12 protein-coding genes and 2 tRNA genes are annotated in these 15,908 nt (G+C 60.2%); 12 read left to right on the forward strand and 2 right to left on the reverse strand.

Annotated features, from left to right (window positions below; genetic code table 11):
• Positions 1–18 precede the first annotated feature (18 nt).
• The 10 genes from asd to NAV27_RS13225 all read left to right on the forward strand — a co-directional run bounded on the left by asd (position 19) and on the right by NAV27_RS13225 (position 12,384).
• Entirely contained in the window at positions 19–1,131 is a 1,113-nt protein-coding gene (gene asd, locus NAV27_RS13180) for an aspartate-semialdehyde dehydrogenase (protein WP_102828574.1), read from the forward strand.
• Positions 1,132–1,555: 424 nt separating this feature from the next.
• Positions 1,556–4,306, forward strand: a complete 2,751-nt coding sequence (locus NAV27_RS13185; RefSeq protein WP_102828573.1) for a motility hub landmark protein FimV — start codon at positions 1,556–1,558, stop codon at positions 4,304–4,306.
• Positions 4,306–5,184: a tRNA pseudouridine(38-40) synthase TruA gene (truA, locus tag NAV27_RS13190; protein WP_102828572.1), complete on the forward strand. Its 879-nt coding sequence runs from the start codon at positions 4,306–4,308 to the stop codon at positions 5,182–5,184. Before NAV27_RS13185 ends, truA begins: the two co-directional genes overlap by 1 nt.
• 127 nt (positions 5,185–5,311) lie before the next feature.
• A complete protein-coding gene (locus NAV27_RS13195; RefSeq protein ID WP_102828571.1) occupies positions 5,312–5,941 on the forward strand; it encodes a phosphoribosylanthranilate isomerase in 630 nt (209 codons plus the stop codon).
• Positions 5,942–6,124: 183 nt separating this feature from the next.
• Complete coding sequence (accD, locus tag NAV27_RS13200) at positions 6,125–7,018, forward strand: acetyl-CoA carboxylase, carboxyltransferase subunit beta (RefSeq protein WP_102828570.1); 894 nt, start codon at positions 6,125–6,127, stop codon at positions 7,016–7,018.
• Complete coding sequence (gene folC, locus NAV27_RS13205) at positions 7,015–8,319, forward strand: bifunctional tetrahydrofolate synthase/dihydrofolate synthase (RefSeq protein WP_102828569.1); 1,305 nt, start codon at positions 7,015–7,017, stop codon at positions 8,317–8,319. The genes accD and folC overlap by 4 nt, the downstream gene beginning before the upstream one ends.
• Complete coding sequence (locus tag NAV27_RS13210; protein ID WP_102828568.1) at positions 8,303–8,902, forward strand: SPOR domain-containing protein; 600 nt, start codon at positions 8,303–8,305, stop codon at positions 8,900–8,902. The genes folC and NAV27_RS13210 overlap by 17 nt, the downstream gene beginning before the upstream one ends.
• Before the next feature lie 133 nt (positions 8,903–9,035).
• Complete coding sequence (locus NAV27_RS13215) at positions 9,036–9,611, forward strand: CvpA family protein (protein ID WP_102828567.1); 576 nt, start codon at positions 9,036–9,038, stop codon at positions 9,609–9,611.
• Between the two features lie 12 nt (positions 9,612–9,623).
• Entirely contained in the window at positions 9,624–11,129 is a 1,506-nt protein-coding gene (gene purF, locus NAV27_RS13220) for an amidophosphoribosyltransferase (protein ID WP_102828566.1), read from the forward strand.
• Between the two features lie 43 nt (positions 11,130–11,172).
• Positions 11,173–12,384, forward strand: coding sequence for an O-succinylhomoserine sulfhydrylase (locus NAV27_RS13225; RefSeq protein ID WP_102828565.1), 1,212 nt, complete (start codon positions 11,173–11,175; stop codon positions 12,382–12,384).
• Positions 12,385–12,436: 52 nt separating this feature from the next.
• Here the strand turns inward: NAV27_RS13225 and gspD are convergent, their stop codons facing one another.
• Together gspD and NAV27_RS13235 are read right to left on the reverse strand one after the other, a co-directional pair.
• Positions 12,437–14,686, reverse strand: coding sequence for a type II secretion system secretin GspD (gene gspD / locus NAV27_RS13230; RefSeq protein ID WP_102828564.1), 2,250 nt, complete (start codon positions 14,684–14,686; stop codon positions 12,437–12,439).
• A gap of 3 nt (positions 14,687–14,689) precedes the next feature.
• A complete protein-coding gene (locus tag NAV27_RS13235; protein ID WP_008568853.1) occupies positions 14,690–15,307 on the reverse strand; it encodes a type II secretion system protein N in 618 nt (205 codons plus the stop codon).
• A gap of 271 nt (positions 15,308–15,578) precedes the next feature.
• Here NAV27_RS13235 and NAV27_RS13240 point away from each other — a divergent pair.
• Positions 15,579–15,654 (forward strand) — tRNA-Val (locus NAV27_RS13240).
• An 18-nt stretch (positions 15,655–15,672) separates the two neighbouring features.
• A tRNA-Asp gene (locus NAV27_RS13245) sits at positions 15,673–15,749 on the forward strand.
• Positions 15,750–15,908 lie beyond the last annotated feature (159 nt).

Here is a 15,908-nt window from a genome sequence, read left to right on the forward strand (position 1 = left end):
TCTATAGGTGTAGTTGCGATGAAACGTGTAGGTCTGATCGGTTGGCGCGGGATGGTCGGTTCCGTGCTCATGCAGCGGATGCTGGAAGAGCGGGATTTCGATCTGATCGAACCGGTGTTCTTCACCACCTCGAACGTTGGCGGCCAGGGGCCGGCCATCGGCAAGGAAACCGCTCCGCTGAAGGATGCCTACAGTATCGATGAGCTGAAGGCGCTGGACGTGATCCTGACCTGCCAAGGCGGTGACTACACCAACGAGGTTTTCCCGAAGCTGCGCGAAGCAGGTTGGCAAGGCTACTGGATCGATGCCGCCTCGGCACTTCGTATGCAGGATGACGCCGTTATCGTGCTCGACCCGGTGAACCGCCGCGTGATCGACCAGCAGCTGGATGCCGGTACCAAGAACTACATCGGCGGTAACTGCACTGTCAGCCTGATGCTGATGGGCCTCGGTGGTTTGTTCGAGGCGGGGCTCGTGGAATGGATGAGCGCCATGACTTATCAGGCTGCATCCGGCGCTGGCGCTCAGAACATGCGCGAACTGATCAAGCAGATGGGAACCATCAACGCCGCCGTTGCCGACGACCTTGCCAATCCGGCGAGCGCCATTCTGGATATCGACCGGAAGGTTGCCGAGAGTCAGCGAGGTGAAGCGTTCCCCGTCGATAACTTTGGTGTACCGCTGGCCGGCAGCCTGATTCCCTATATCGACAAGGAACTGCCCAACGGGCAGAGCCGTGAGGAGTGGAAGGCGCAGGCCGAGACCAATAAGATCCTTGGTCGCTTCAAGAACCCGATTCCGGTTGACGGTATCTGCGTGCGCATCGGCGCTATGCGCTGCCACAGTCAGGCATTGACGATCAAGCTGAACAAGGATGTGCCGATTTCGGATATCGAAGGGCTGATCAGTCAGCACAATCCGTGGGTCAAGCTGGTGCCGAATCATCGAGAGGCCAGCATGCAGGAGCTGAGCCCGGCGGCCATCACTGGCACGTTGAGCGTACCGGTCGGACGATTGCGTAAGCTCAACATGGGCTCACATTTCCTCGGGGCCTTCACCGTTGGTGATCAATTGCTATGGGGGGCTGCGGAGCCCCTGCGTCGGATGCTTCGGATACTTTTGGAGCGTTGAGTCACTCTTAAAAAACCGCGGTTAGCCGCGGTTTTTTTTCGCCTGCATCCTGCAGACTGTGCGCCGGCACAGCGTCAAATATCGGGTGGGTGTCCGTTGTCGGACAGTGGACGGTGAGCGTTGGGTCTGGCGGGCGTAGTGAGCCCGGGCTTCGGTGTGAAGAAGCTCGGCAGCGCGCAGGGACTGGGCCAGTCAAATTGTGGATTGAGTCTGATAACGTGCCAAAAGCGTCGGAGTGGAATGCTGCGCCGTCCGCCAAGTTGTTGATAAAACACCATCTGTAAAAGATACTTACTGGTAATTCGAAGAACTTTTCTAAGTTGTGCTAGTACGGCCTATCGCTGATCGGGGGCGCTGCAAAGCGCGGGCAGTGACATAAGACCCTTTCTCAAGCTTCGAGAAAAAGATAAACAAAGGATAGACAATGGTTCGGGTTCGAAATCTGGTACTGGCAATTGCAGCTGCTACTGCGCTGACTACCGAGGTGGCCCATGCGCTGGGGCTTGGTGAGGTGCGGCTGCAATCGTCGCTGAATCAACCACTGGTTGCGGAAATCGAACTGCTTGACGCAAAAATGCTCGCTCCGGGCGAGGTGGTCCCTTCGCTCGCCTCTGTTGAAGAGTTCAACCGCGCCGGAATTGATCGTCAGTACTTTCTGACCGATCTGAAATTCACTCCAGTGCTACGGCCGGACGGCAAAAGCGTCATCCGAGTCTCATCGACCAAGCCGGTACGTGAGCCTTATCTCAATTTCCTGGTTGAGGTTCTATGGCCCAGCGGTCGCTTGTTGCGTGAGTACACATTGTTGCTGGACCCCCCGCTTTATTCTCCGGAAACCGTAGCTGCGGTTGCCCCGCAGTTGCCAATCGCTTCGGTGGCGCCCGCTCGCACGCCGAGTGTTTCGGCTGCGCCGAGTCAGGTGAAGTCGCCATCACCTGCGTCGACGACGGGGCAGGCGGCTGAGCGCGTGTCGACCGGCTCCGAGTACAAGACCTCTTCGCACGATACGCTCTGGGAAATTGCCGAACGTAACGCTGGCTCTGGCACGGTCCATCAGACCATGCTTGCCATCCAGGATTTGAATCCGAACGCTTTTATTGATGGCAACATCAACCGCATGAAGAGCGGACAAGTCCTGCGTTTGCCCAGCGCCGAGCAGATCAACAGTCGCACTCAGGCCGAGGCCATTGCGCAAGTCGCTGAGCAGAATACGATCTGGCGGCAGGCGCGCACTGCGCCTCGCGACGTAGCAAAGCAGATTGATGCGACTCGCCGGACCGCTGCAGGCGAAGCGCCTGCCCAAAGTGATAATCGAGATAACCTGCGGCTTGTGGCTCCGGATGCTGGAAAATCCACCGCCGGCAGTGATACCGGCTCCAGCGGCGACAGCAAGGCGCTACGTGATCGCCTTGCCACCACTCAAGAGAGTCTCGACTCCAGTCGGCGCGAAAATGTCGATCTGAAAGAGCGCTTGGATGAGCTGCAGGGTCAGTTGGAGAAACTCCAGCGTTTGATGCAGCTTAAGGATGATCAGCTGGCCAAGCTGCAGGCTCAGCTAGCAGTCGATGGTGAGACGAGCAATGTCGAGCGTCCATCGGAAGATGCTGCACAGGCAATTCAAGCTGATTCCGCGTCTGCTTCTAAACCGCAGAGCGATGAAACGGATAACGCCAGCGAGAACAAAACCGAGCTGACTCCTGATCAGGAAACAACGGCAAGCGCTGCGGCGCCTGCTTCACAAAAGGCCCAGCCGTCTAAGCCGGCAGCGGCACCGAAGCCGGCTCCCGCAGCTCCCGTGGTTCCGGCGTCTGAAGAGCCGAGCTTGCTTGACGAATATCTGGCCAATCCGATGCTGCTCGGTGTGCTGGGTGGAAGCGCGCTGCTACTGCTGTTGGTTGGGTTGATGGCGCTATCTCGCCGTAACGCAATGAAGGAAGCTGAGCTTCAAGAGCAACTCCTCGCGGAAAGTGAGAACGAAAGCTTCAATTTGCAGCCCGGGTCGCTACAGGATCTGCATTCAGACTCGGGCGCATCGCTCCCGAGCACAGCCGCTACCTTTGTCGAAACCGAACCGGTTGCTCCGACGCATGCCTCTACCGGTGATGCTCTGGCAGAAGCTGACATCTATATCGCCTATGGCCGTTTCAACCAGGCCGCCGAGTTGCTGCGCAATGCCCTAAACGACGAACCGCAGCGCAGTGATCTACGCCTGAAGCTGATGGAAGTTTATGCAGAGCTGGGTGATCGCGACGGTTTTGCTCGCCAAGAGTCGGAGTTGCGCGAAATTGGTGGTGCCGGCAGCGATATCGAACGACTCAAGCTCAAATATCCGGCCATCGCCACCACGGCAGCCGGTGCAGCGGTAGCAACGCATGCCGATCTTGATAATTTCGATCTGGACGATTTGCAGTTCGAGGAGCAGGTATCTGCGAAGGCTGCCGGGCAGGATCCAGACGACGCCTTTGATCTGAGTTTGGACGATCTGGATATCGATCTGGTCAGCCTGACCCCGGCTACGCCAGTCAGCGAAACCGCACAGCCCGAAACCCTGGACTTCGACGATCTATCGTTTGATGAGCCGGCGCCCAGCGCGACAGAGAATGCAGGTGTGGACGATCATTTTGCCGACTTGGCAGAAGAGTCCCCGTTAGCAGCTTCCCTTTCTGAGGATCTGGATGATTTCTCCTTCGATCTCGGAGCTGAGGAACAACGCATTTCTGGGGAGGAGGGGCAGCCGTCGGTAGAAAGCTTCAGTTTCGATCTGAATGAATCCTTGGAAGACGTTGCGACCGACCGCGATGCCAAGGCAGATGAGGAGCTGCTGTCGGCTGACTTCGATCTGTCCCTTGATCATGAGCCAGTGAGTGAGCCGCAAATTGAGAGCGCGGTTGACCAGTTCGATGGTGTGGATTTTGATCTTCCAGTTGATAGTCTGGATGTCGCTAAAACAGCGTCTTCCGACGCTTTGAATGCGGAGTCTGAAAGCGCGGCAGAGGAGGATGATTTCAACTTCTTCTCGGATACCGATGAGGCCACAACCAAGCTCGATCTTGCCCGTGCTTATATCGATATGGGGGATGCCGAAGGCGCTCGCGATATTCTCGACGAGGTACTCTCGGAGGGCAGCGAGCAACAGCAGCAAGAGGCGCGAGAGATGCTCGCCAAGCTGGCCTGATGCTTCACGACCTACCCAAAGCGGCAGCCGAATCGGCTGCCGTTGGCGTTTCCAGAATCGCGCTAGGTGTCGAGTACAAAGGGTCGCGTTACCGTGGCTTCCAGCGCCAGCGTGCGGGTGTACCTTCAGTTCAGGAGGCGCTGGAGCGAGCGTTGAGCAGAGTTGCCGGCGGACACCCCGTTGCCTTGAGCTGTGCAGGACGCACGGACGCCCTGGTGCATGCGAGCGGACAGGTGGTGCACTTCGATACTTCGGTTGAGCGCAGCATGCACGCCTGGGTCATGGGGGCGAACATGAATCTGCCGGGTGATATCAGCGTGACTTGGGCCAAGGCGATGCCAGCTCATTTCGATGCGCGCTTCAGCGCTATGGCGCGCCGATATCGGTATGTCATCTACAACGACCAGATTCGCCCTGCCCACATGGCTGAAGAGGTCACCTGGAACCATCGACCACTCGACATCGAATTGATGCGCGAAGCGGCCAAGGCGTTTGTCGGCACCCATGATTTCAGCGCCTTTCGGGCGCGACAGTGCCAAGCCAAGTCGCCCGTGAAGACGGTGCATCATCTGCAGCTGCTACAGCATGGCAAGTTCATCGTGATCGACGTGCGTGCCAATGCCTTTCTGCATCACATGGTGCGCAATTTCGCCGGTGTTCTGATGACTATCGGAGCGGGCGAGCGCCCGGTTGAGTGGGCCCAGCAGGTATTGCAGGCGCGTATACGTCGCACCGGTGGGGTCACGGCTCATCCTTATGGGTTGTACCTGGTGCGGGTTGAATACCCGGAAGAGTTCAAGCTGCCTCAACGGTATCTTGGTCCGCACTTTCTTTCCGGTCTTGCCGATCATCAGGACTCCTGCTTGAACAATGGGTAGCGTTACGGCGTTAAGCTCGAATGGTCGTCTATGTTCACGCGCTGTCGGTTTCGCTGAGCCGTCCGTTCGGCTTGCAGGTAATGCGGCTTTTGCTACCATCCCTTGTCTTTCGCAAAGGTAGTAAGACTTGTCGGTCGTTCGAAGCAAAATTTGTGGGATTACCCGGGTTGAGGACGCTTTGCTCGCCGCGGAGGCTGGGGCGGACGCCATCGGTCTGGTGTTTTATGCCAAGAGTCCGCGTGCGGTCGACATCAGGCGGGCACGGGAAATCGTCGAGGCATTACCTCCATTCGTGACCGTGGTCGGCCTTTTCGTGGATGCCAGTCGCTGTGAGATCGAAGACACGCTGGATGCGGTTGCGCTCGATGTGCTGCAGTTCCATGGCGATGAGGAGCCTGCTGACTGTGCAAGATTTCATCGCCCCTGGTTCAAGGCGCTTCGAGTTGCGCCTGGGTGCGATATTGGCGCCGCGGCATCACGATATGCTACGGCTGGAGCTAGCGCATTGTTGCTCGACACCTATATAGCGGGTGTGCCAGGGGGGACGGGGGCGCGTTTTGACTGGTCGCTTATTCCTGACAATTTGCCCAAGCCTTTGATACTGGCAGGCGGTCTGACCTGCGATAACGTGGCTGACGCGATTGCGCAGGTGCACCCTTATGCGGTTGATGTGAGCGGTGGCGTTGAATTGAGTAAAGGCATCAAGAGCGCCGAAAAAGTTCGCGCGTTCATTCAACGAGTTCGCTCTGTCATGTGACGCTTGGCGGCTCTTTGCCGTCCAGTACGAATCGCTGGTTCGACTGGCGCCAGGCGGTTAGTTTGCCCGGAAAAGCGGGACCCCCCTCTAATTTAGCGAGTGCGGAGTGTTGAGCCGCGACAATACATTTGATCGGGGCGCGAGGTTGATGCGACCCGAATGGAAGCTTTGGAGAACAAGAGCATGAGCAACTGGCTGGTAGACAAGCTGATCCCTTCGATCATGCGTTCCGAGACACAGAAGAGCTCGGTACCCGAAGGACTGTGGCACAAGTGCCCGTCCTGCGAGGCTGTGTTGTATCGCCCCGAACTGGAAAAGACGCTGGATGTGTGTCCTAAATGCCAGCATCACATGCGCATTGATGCTCGTACCCGACTGGACATCTTTCTCGATACCGAGGGTCGCGAGGAAATCGCCGGTGACCTGGAGCCAGTGGATCGGCTCAAGTTTCGTGACAGCAAGAAGTACAAGGATCGCCTGTCTGCCGCGCAGAGGCAGACTGGCGAAAAGGATGCTCTGATCGCGATGCAGGGCACGTTGTTCAAGGTGCCGGTTGTTGCCTGTGCCTTCGAATTCTCCTTCATGGGTGGTTCGATGGGCGCTATCGTTGGCGAGCGCTTCGTGCGTGCCGCCAATGTGGCGCTGGAACTGCGTTGCCCGCTGATATGCTTCTCTGCGTCCGGCGGCGCGCGCATGCAGGAGGCCTTGATTTCACTGATGCAGATGGCAAAAACGTCTGCTGTGCTGGCGCGTATGCGCGAAGAGGGGCTGCCTTTCATCTCGGTGCTAACCGATCCGGTATACGGCGGCGTTTCGGCCAGTTTGGCCATGCTGGGCGACGTCATCGTGGCCGAGCCGAAAGCGCTGATTGGCTTCGCCGGACCGCGAGTTATCGAGCAGACCGTTCGTGAGAAACTTCCTGAGGGCTTCCAGCGCAGCGAGTTCCTGCTGGATCACGGTGCCATCGATCTAATTATCCCGCGTGCCGAGCTGCGGCCCCGTCTTTCCCGTCTGCTTGCGCAGTTGCAGCGACTGCCAGCGACCGTTGCGCCTGCGCAGGTTGCGGCCTCTGCATGAGCGCTCGCGGCCTCGCCGATTGGCTGAGTTATCTTGAGCAGCTGCATCCCTCGACCATCGACATGGGGCTCGAGAGGGTTCGCGAGGTCGCGCAGCGGCTGGGCCTTGGGCGTCCCGCACGAAAAGTGATCACGGTCACTGGGACCAATGGCAAAGGCTCGAGTTGCGCCTTCATTGCCTCGTTGCTGCAGGCCCAGGGCCTCAGTGTTGGTGTCTACGCATCGCCGCATCTGCTGCGCTACAACGAGCGGGTGCGCATCGGTGGCCTGGAAGCCGATGATGACGCGCTCTGCGAGGCTTTCGAGGCCGTCGAACAGGCGCGTGAGAACACCTCGCTTACCTACTTCGAGATGGGCACCTTGGCGGCTCTATGGCTTTTCCAGCGAGCCGGACTTGACGCCGCAGTGCTAGAGGTCGGCCTTGGCGGGCGGCTGGACGCCGTCAATCTGATCGATGCTGATGTGGCGGTGATCACCAACATCGGTCTCGATCACGCTGAGTGGCTGGGCGATGATCGGGAGAGCGTCGGTTTTGAGAAGGCGGGGATTTTCCGCCGCAATGTTCCGGCCGTATGCGGTGATCTGGAGCCCCCCATGTCGGTGCTGGGGCAGGCCGAGAAACTGGCGGTGCCTCTGCGGTTACGTGGCCGAGATTACGATCTGGCGAGTGGGGTGGCTGGCTGGCACTGGCGCGGCGTCGACGCGGCCGGCAAGCCGCTCGAGCTGCACGATCTCCCGCTGTTGTCGCTGCCGATGGAAAATGCTGCGCTTGCGCTGCAGGTCTACGCTTTGTTGGATTTGCCGTGGCAACCTGAGACTCTGGCAAAGGCGTTACAGCAAACCCGCATCAGCGGCCGCTTCGACCGCCGGGCGATTCGCTGGAATGGTCGCACGCTCAATCTATTGCTGGATGTCGCGCACAACCCTCATGCGGCCAGCTACCTGGCCAGCTATCTCGAACAACAGCGATTGACTGGCCGACGCCTGGCTGTGTTCGGCTTGCTGGCGGACAAGGACCTTGCCGGCATCCTGGACATCCTGCTGCCGCACGTGAGTGAGTGGGCGGTCGCGCCGCTTGCCAGCCCGCGTTCGCGCCCCGCGGCGGAGTTGCACGCGGCCTTGGCTGAGCGCAAGGCTGCGGTGAGCGCCCATACATCGCTTGTGCAGGCGCTGGAGTCGCAGTGCGAAAAAGCCGGCGAGCAAGACGAGATTCTGTTATTTGGATCGTTCTATTGTGTAGCGGAAGCGCTGCAATGGCTCGCCACGCGTACGGAGGAAGCGGGAGATGGCACTGCTGGATAAGGGATTGAAACAGCGCATGGTCGGCGCGTTGGTGCTGATCGCCTTGGCGGTGATCTTCGTGCCGATGCTGTTCACTCGCGAAGATGATCTGCGCCATGTCGTTGTCGATGCCCCGGCTATGCCCAATACACCGCCGGTGGCTCAGATCGAAATCGAGCCGGTGGAAGTCCCGGAGCCTAAATCGATTCCCGAGGGTTTCGAGATCGTCGAAAACGATGCCAGTGCCAAGTCGGCGGCTGTCCCTTCAGAGCCGACCGAGTCTCCAGCGGTGGCCGAGCCGGAGCAGGTGAAAGCGCCTGCGCAGACGACGCCTGTGCCGCAGCCTCGTGTGGATGCCGACAACCTGCCGGTGAGCTGGTCTATCCAGTTGGCCAGCTTGTCCAACCGCGCAAGCGCAGAGAAGCTGCAGAAGACCCTGCGTGAGCAGGGCTATAACGCCTACATTCGCGCCGCAGACGGAATGAATCGGGTGTTTGTCGGGCCACTCATCGAGCGCGACGAGGCCAGCCGTTTGCGCGATCAGTTGCAGCGCCAACAGAAGCTGAATGGTTTCGTAGTGCGCTTCAAGCCGGAACCGCGCTGAGGGCCCGCTCCGGCAAGCGAGAGGCTCGTCGGAGCGAGCGTTCCGCTCGGCGCGATAGTGCAGGGTGTTTGTGCTTACTCCGTCGCCGGCCCTCTGCTAAAATGCGCCGCCTTTCCTCTATGCAGAAGACGTCGTGGTTTTTACCTGGGTCGATTGGATCATCGTCGCCGTCGTTGCTGTCTCCAGTCTGATTAGTCTGAAGCGAGGCTTCGTCAAGGAAGCCTTGTCCCTGCTGACCTGGATCATCGCCGGGGTGATCGCCTGGATGTTCGGCGGTGCGTTGTCGCATCATCTGGCCGAGTTTATCAGCACGCCCTCGGCACGAATCATCGCTGCTTGCGCCATCCTGTTCGTTGCCACCCTCTTGGTGGGGGCGCTGGTTAATTTCCTGATCGGTGAACTGATTCGGGTGACGGGGCTTTCTGGTACTGACCGTTTGCTGGGGATGGCATTCGGTGCGGCGCGCGGTGGACTGTTGGTAGTGGTGCTGGCCGGTTTGCTCAGCCTTGCGCCGGTTCAGGAGGACCTCTGGTGGAAGGAGTCCGTTCTGCTGCCGCATTTCCTGCTGGTTGCCGACTGGTCGAAGAACCTGATTCTTGAGTTCAGCAGCCAGTGGCTGGCCAGTTCGCTCGATCCGTCCGGTTCTGCAAAATTTATTGAAGACGCTTCTGGCAGCTTTTTGCCTGCGCGTCAGCCTGAAACAAACTGAGGGGTTCCTTGCATGTGTGGCATTGTCGGCATCGTCGGTAAGTCGAACGTCAATCAGGCGCTGTACGACGCGCTTACCGTACTGCAGCATCGCGGGCAGGATGCCGCCGGTATCGTCACCAGTCACGACGATCGCCTGTTTCTGCGCAAGGACAACGGTCTGGTGCGTGACGTGTTCCAGCAACGTCACATGCAGCGTCTGATCGGCAATATGGGCATCGGCCATGTCCGCTACCCCACCGCCGGCAGTTCCAGTTCGGCCGAAGCGCAGCCGTTCTATGTCAACTCGCCTTATGGCATCACGCTCGCACACAACGGCAATCTGACCAACGTCGAGCAGCTCACCAAGGAGATCTACGAGTCGGATCTGCGCCATGTGAACACCAGCTCGGACTCGGAAGTGCTGCTCAACGTGTTCGCTCATGAGCTGGCGGTACGCGGCAAGCTGCAGCCAACCGAGGAAGACGTGTTCGCTGCAGTCAGCAAGGTCCACGAGCGTTGCCGCGGAGGTTATGCGGTGGTGGCGATGGTGACCGGCTACGGTATCGTTGGCTTCCGTGATCCGAATGCAATCCGTCCGATCGTCTTCGGCCAGCGTCATACCGACGAAGGCGTCGAGTACATGATCGCCTCGGAAAGCGTCTCGCTCGACGTACTCGGCTTCACCGTGATCCGCGATCTGGCGCCGGGTGAGGCGGTGTATATCACCACCGACGGCCGGTTGTTCACTCGTCAGTGCGCGGACGCTCCGAAACTCTCGCCGTGCATTTTCGAGTACGTTTATCTGGCGCGCTCCGATTCCCTGATGGATGGCGTATCGGTATACAAGGCGCGCCTGCGGATGGGCGAGAAACTGGCGGACAAGATTCTGCGCGAGCGTCCCGAGCATGATATCGACGTGGTTATCCCGATTCCGGATACCAGCCGCACCGCTGCGCTTGAGCTGGCGAACCGGCTGGGGGTGAAATTCCGCGAGGGCTTCGTCAAGAACCGCTATATCGGCCGGACCTTCATCATGCCCGGCCAGGCGGCGCGCAAAAAGTCGGTGCGCCAGAAGCTCAACGCCATCGACCTCGAGTTCCGCGGCAAGAACGTGTTGCTGGTCGACGATTCCATCGTGCGCGGAACCACCTGCAAGCAGATCATTCAGATGGCGCGCGAGGCCGGCGCGAAGAACGTGTACTTCTGTTCGGCAGCACCCGCGGTGCGCTACCCGAACGTTTACGGCATCGACATGCCCAGCGCCCATGAGCTGATCGCCCACAACCGCAGCACCGAAGAAGTGGCCGAGCTGATTGGCGCCGACTGGCTGATCTATCAGGACCTCGAAGATCTGATCGACGCTGTCGGTGGCGGCAAGGTGAAGATCGAACACTTCGATTGCGCGGTGTTCGATGGCAAGTACATCACTGGCGATATCGATGACGCCTATCTGCACAGGATCGAGCAGGCGCGCAATGACCTCAGCAAGTCCAAGGCCAATGCCGTCAGCGCCATCATCGATCTGTACAACGACTAAGCTGGGCGCCGCAGCGGCGGCTGCGGTGCTGGAGGTAGCAAGAATGACCACTGAGTGGGAAGCCGGGCGGCTGGACAGCGATCTCGATGGTGTCGGGATCGACACCCTGGCCGTGCGTGCCGGACAGCATCGCACCCCGGAGGCAGAGCACGGCGAGCCGCTGTTCTTCACCTCCAGCTATGTGTTCCGCAGCGCTGCGGCCGCGGCTGCGTGCTTTGCCGGTGAAGTGCCGGGCAACGTCTATTCGCGCTACACCAACCCGACAGTGCGCACCTTCGAGGAGCGAATCGCCGCGTTGGAAGGTGCCGAGCAGGCAGTCGCGACGGCGTCTGGGATGGCCGCGATTCTGGCGACCGTGATGAGCCTATGCTCGGCCGGCGATCATATCTTGGTGTCGCGCAGCGTGTTCGGCGCCACCGTTTCGCTGTTCGAGAAGTACTTCAAACGCTTCGGTGTACAGGTCGACTACGTGCCGCTGACCGATTTTTCGGCGTGGCAATCAGCTTTCAAGCCCAACACCAAGCTGGTGTTCGTCGAATCGCCGTCCAACCCGCTGGCGGAGTTGGTGGATATCGCTGCGCTGGCACAACTCTGCCAAGCCAACGGCGTCCTGCTTGCGGTCGACAACTGTTTCTGCACGCCGGTGCTGCAGCAGCCACTGGCGCTCGGCGCCGATATCGTCATTCATTCGGCGACCAAGTACATCGATGGACAGGGGCGCTGTCTGGGTGGCGTGGTTGCGGGAGGCAGAGAACAGATGAAGGAGATCGTCGGTTTCCTGCGCACCGCTGGGCCGACGCTCAGCCCGTTCAACGCCTGGGTCTTCCTCAAGGGGCTGGAAACCTTGCGCCTGCGCATGCAGGCTCACTGCGCCAGCGCTCAGCAACTGGCCGAATGGCTGGAGCGCCAACCTGCGGTGGGCCGGGTCTATTACGCAGGCTTGCCCAGCCATCCGCAGCATGAACTTGCGAAGCGTCAGCAGAAGGGTTTTGGTGCCGTGTTGAGCTTCGAGGTCAAGGGAGGCAAGGAGGGCGCTTGGCGCTTCATCGATGCCACCCGACTGATTTCCATCACCGCCAACCTGGGCGACAGTAAAAGCACCATCACCCATCCGGCCTCGACTACGCACGGCCGGCTGTCTGCTGAAGATCGCGCCAGCGCTGGCATCAGTGACAGTCTGATTCGCGTGGCGGTCGGGCTGGAAGATGTCGCCGATCTGCAGGCCGATCTGGCACGCGGCCTCGCGGCGCTCTGATTCGTCGGAGTGGCCAGCTACCGCTGGCAGTCGCGCGAATGAGCTCTGCGGCTTATTCGCGCGTAGGCTCGATTCTCAGCACAATGCCGTCCAGCCGCTGTTCCTTCGAGAGTTGCTCGCGCAGGCGCGCGGCCTCGTCCCGACTCGCCAGCGGCCCGACGTAGACCCGGCTGGTGTTGCTGCCCGGTCGAACATAAGCCTCATAGCCAAGCCCCACCAGGCGTTCACGCAGCGCTTCGGCATTAGCCGGATTGCGCAGACTGGCCAGCTGAATCGCCCAGCTGCCTGTAGCGCTGGAGGGGACGCCCGATTTGGTGCTGCGCGGCGGCGGAGGCGGTGCCAGCGAACCTTGGCGTGGCTCGTTGGCGCGCAGATCGATGGCTGGCGCCGGTTCGCCCTGGCCATCGAACAGACGCTCGGGATTGGCTGGAAGAATGGTGGGGCTGGCCGAGTCAGTCTCGATCACGCGGATATCGCTGTACTTCTTGCCTGACAGCGCGGCCAGACCTGCGCGATCGCGCACCACCGTCGGGCGTAGGAAGACCATCAGGTTGCGTTTTACATGGCTTTCCTGCGTCGAGCGGAACAGCGCACCGAGCAACGGAATATCGCCCAGCAGCGGAACCTTGGAGTCGGTGCGGGTCACGTCGTCCTGAATCAGGCCGCCGAGCACGATCACCTGGCCATCCTCGGCAAGAATGGTGCTCTTGATCGAACGCTTGTTGGTGACCAGGTCCACGGCCTGTGCTGTGAGGCTCGCAGTGGGCGCGATGGACGAGATTTCCTGCTCGATCTGCAGGCGCAGCGTTGCGCCCTCATTGATGTGCGGAGTTACTTTCAACGTAACGCCGATATCCTGCCGCTCGATCGTAGTGAACGGATTGTTCGCGCCCGAGGAGTCGGTGGTATAGGCACCGGTCTGGAACGGCACATTCTGGCCCACGAGGATTTCCGCCTCCTGGTTGTCCAGTGTCAGCAGGCTCGGCGTCGACAACAGGTTGCTCTTGCTGTTGGACGACAGTGCCGTGATCAGCGCACCGAAGCTGCGTGTGCCGATGCCGATGATTGCGCCATCGGGCAGGTTGCTCGGTATCTCGTCCTCGTTGATGGCGTTCAGCACGCTACCGATCGACAGCCCGGTGTTGCCGAAATTAACGCCGCCGACGCCCCCGGTGCCGCCGCGCGCATCGACAGCCCACTGCACGCCCAGGGCGTCGCTGATATCGCCGGAAACCTCGACGATTGCCGCCTCGACCATGACCTGTGCGCGCGGCACGTCCAGCTGGCGGACGATGCTCTCCAACGTGCCGATCAGCTCTGGCTCGGCCAGCAGCACCAGCGCGTTGAGGCTCTCGTCGGCGCGAATCAGGATGTTCTGGCTGCGGGTGGTGGTTGTTTCGCCTTCGCCAGAATCCTTCAGGCCTTCGGAGATATCGCCGAGGGTTTCGGCTAGCGACTTGGCATCGTTGTGCCGCAGACGGATCACCCGCGTATTGGCCGAGCGGGTAGCGGGGGTGTCCAGGATCTGTGCCAGGCTGGCCAGCTTGCTGCGAGCCTGCGGTGGGCCGATGAAGATCAGCTGGTTGGTGCGCGAGTCGGCGATTATCTGCAGTCCGGCTGTGCTTTTTGCGTCGCCACGAATCAGTGAGTTGCGCAGGACTTCGGCGATATCGGTGGCCCAGCCGTGGCGCAGATTGAGCACGCTGTAGTCGTCGCTCTCGGTGCGGTCCAGCTGCCTTACCAGATCCTCGATACGCGCGATGTTGGCGCTACGGTCGCTGATGATCAGCGCGTTGGCAGACGTGACCGCGGCCAGATGGCCATACTGCGGGACTAGCGGGCGAATCAGCGGAATCAACTCGGTCGCCGCGGTGTGCTGAACCTGGATGACGCGTGTTTCAAGTTGATCGCCGCCGGCCGGACCACCACCGGCCTCGGCCTTCGCCTCGGCGTTAGGCACGATGCGCGCGACGTCGCCCTGTGCCAGCACGCTGAAACCGTGAGTCGCCATCACCGAAAGAAATAGCTGGTAGACCTCATCCATCGTCAGCGTGGCGTTGGATACGACGCTGACCTGGCCTTTGACCCGTGGGTCGACGATGAACGTCTGGCCGCTGAGCTGGCTGACCTGATCGATGAATGCGCGGATGTCGGCATCCTTCAGGTTGATAGTCCAACCGTCTTCTTGGCTGGAACTTGGCTCAATACCGGTATCGCCAACTGCCGCCAGTGCAGCCGGCGGCATGATCAGAACGCTGGAAAGGGTCAGGGCAAGCAGCGGACGCATGAGAAACGGCGGCATCGTTCAGTCATCTTCCTTGGTCGGTACGTTCGGGGTGGGCGAGGCGGGCGGGCTGACGGCGTTCTCCAGTTGCTGGCGCAGCGCCTCCATCTGTTGCTGCATTTCCTCATCGCCCGCATCCTCGGTCTCGTACGGTTGCGGCGCCTCATCGGGAACGAACACCGGCGAACGCACGGCAGGAAAGTCCAGCCGTTCCATCTGACCGTCGCGCATGAGTTGCACGTGGTCCGGATGCACGCCGCGCAGCACCACGCCACTTTGCAGCTCCTGGCCCTGCCAGACCAGCTGGGGTGGTTGACCGTCAATCTGAATAATGGCGCTGGAGCGACTAGGGTCGGCATGCACGAAGCTGCCATGCAGGGTTACGCCTGCGGCGCTGGTCGTTGCACTGCCCTGAAGCGCGGGCGGGGTGCCGAAAAGGGCGTCCAGGCGCGATGGATCGGAACTGCCGGTAGCGCTGACGGCAGGAGGGCTGACCTCTGCCGTGAGAGGGGCGCGGCTCAGTTGCCACACCGTTTTGATCTGGCTCGCCAGGAAAATGCCGAAAAGGCAGACCAGCAGGGCGCTCAGGGCTAGCGGGGTGTGCTGTCGATAGTTCCGCAACGGTCCGGGCAAATACAAGCGAGGTACTCCATGCCGCATCGTGATGTTATGTCCGTTACGTCTTCAACCTTAGGCACATATCGCGCTTTTCGACAGGCGACTGTCGCGAGACTCGTTACGCCTGTTGCCGTTGCGGCAGAACAAAGACCGCAGGGCAGCGCGATAGTGCCGCGGCATGATTTCAATCCGTGAGCCAGTAACGATGGACCAGTAGCGCGATAAAAAAATCCAATGCTGCTGTTGACTTAGCTAAGGGGGATCAGTAAATTGCGCGCCTCGCAAGGCGATCGGCTGATTAGCTCAGCTGGGAGAGCACCTGCATCACACGCAGGGGGTCGGCGGTTCGATCCCGTCATCAGCCACCATCTTTGCGAGACCGACGCGCAGCGGTAGTTCAGTCGGTTAGAATACCGGCCTGTCACGCCGGGGGTCGCGGGTTCGAGTCCCGTCCGCTGCGCCATATCTTCCGCCGTTATCAAACGATAATGAGTGGGTAAAGAAAGCTGCCTAGGCAGCTTTTTTTTCGCCCGTTGTTTTTTGCCCGGCGTGCCGCCTTGGTAGTGAGCCGCATCATTTGGGGCGATCGGCTAGAATCGCCTTCTCATTAATCTCCGGCGTG

The sequence above is a fragment of the Stutzerimonas degradans genome, assembly GCF_024448505.1.
GTDB classification, from domain to species: Bacteria; Pseudomonadota; Gammaproteobacteria; order Pseudomonadales; family Pseudomonadaceae; genus Stutzerimonas; species Stutzerimonas degradans.

Excerpts from the sequence above, each read along its gene's own strand:
- NAV27_RS13185 (WP_102828573.1), top strand. The coding sequence starts at position 1,556 with ATGGTTCGGGTTCGAAATCTGGTACTGGCAATTGCAGCTGCTACTGCG.
- purF (WP_102828566.1), top strand. The coding sequence starts at position 9,624 with ATGTGTGGCATTGTCGGCATCGTCGGTAAGTCGAACGTCAATCAGGCG.
- NAV27_RS13225 (WP_102828565.1), top strand. The coding sequence starts at position 11,173 with ATGACCACTGAGTGGGAAGCCGGGCGGCTGGACAGCGATCTCGATGGT.
- NAV27_RS13210 (WP_102828568.1), top strand. The coding sequence starts at position 8,303 with ATGGCACTGCTGGATAAGGGATTGAAACAGCGCATGGTCGGCGCGTTG.
- truA (WP_102828572.1), top strand. The coding sequence starts at position 4,306 with ATGCTTCACGACCTACCCAAAGCGGCAGCCGAATCGGCTGCCGTTGGC.
- gspD (WP_102828564.1), bottom strand. The coding sequence starts at position 14,686 with ATGCCGCCGTTTCTCATGCGTCCGCTGCTTGCCCTGACCCTTTCCAGC.
- folC (WP_102828569.1), top strand. The coding sequence starts at position 7,015 with ATGAGCGCTCGCGGCCTCGCCGATTGGCTGAGTTATCTTGAGCAGCTG.
- asd (WP_102828574.1), top strand. The coding sequence starts at position 19 with ATGAAACGTGTAGGTCTGATCGGTTGGCGCGGGATGGTCGGTTCCGTG.
- accD (WP_102828570.1), top strand. The coding sequence starts at position 6,125 with ATGAGCAACTGGCTGGTAGACAAGCTGATCCCTTCGATCATGCGTTCC.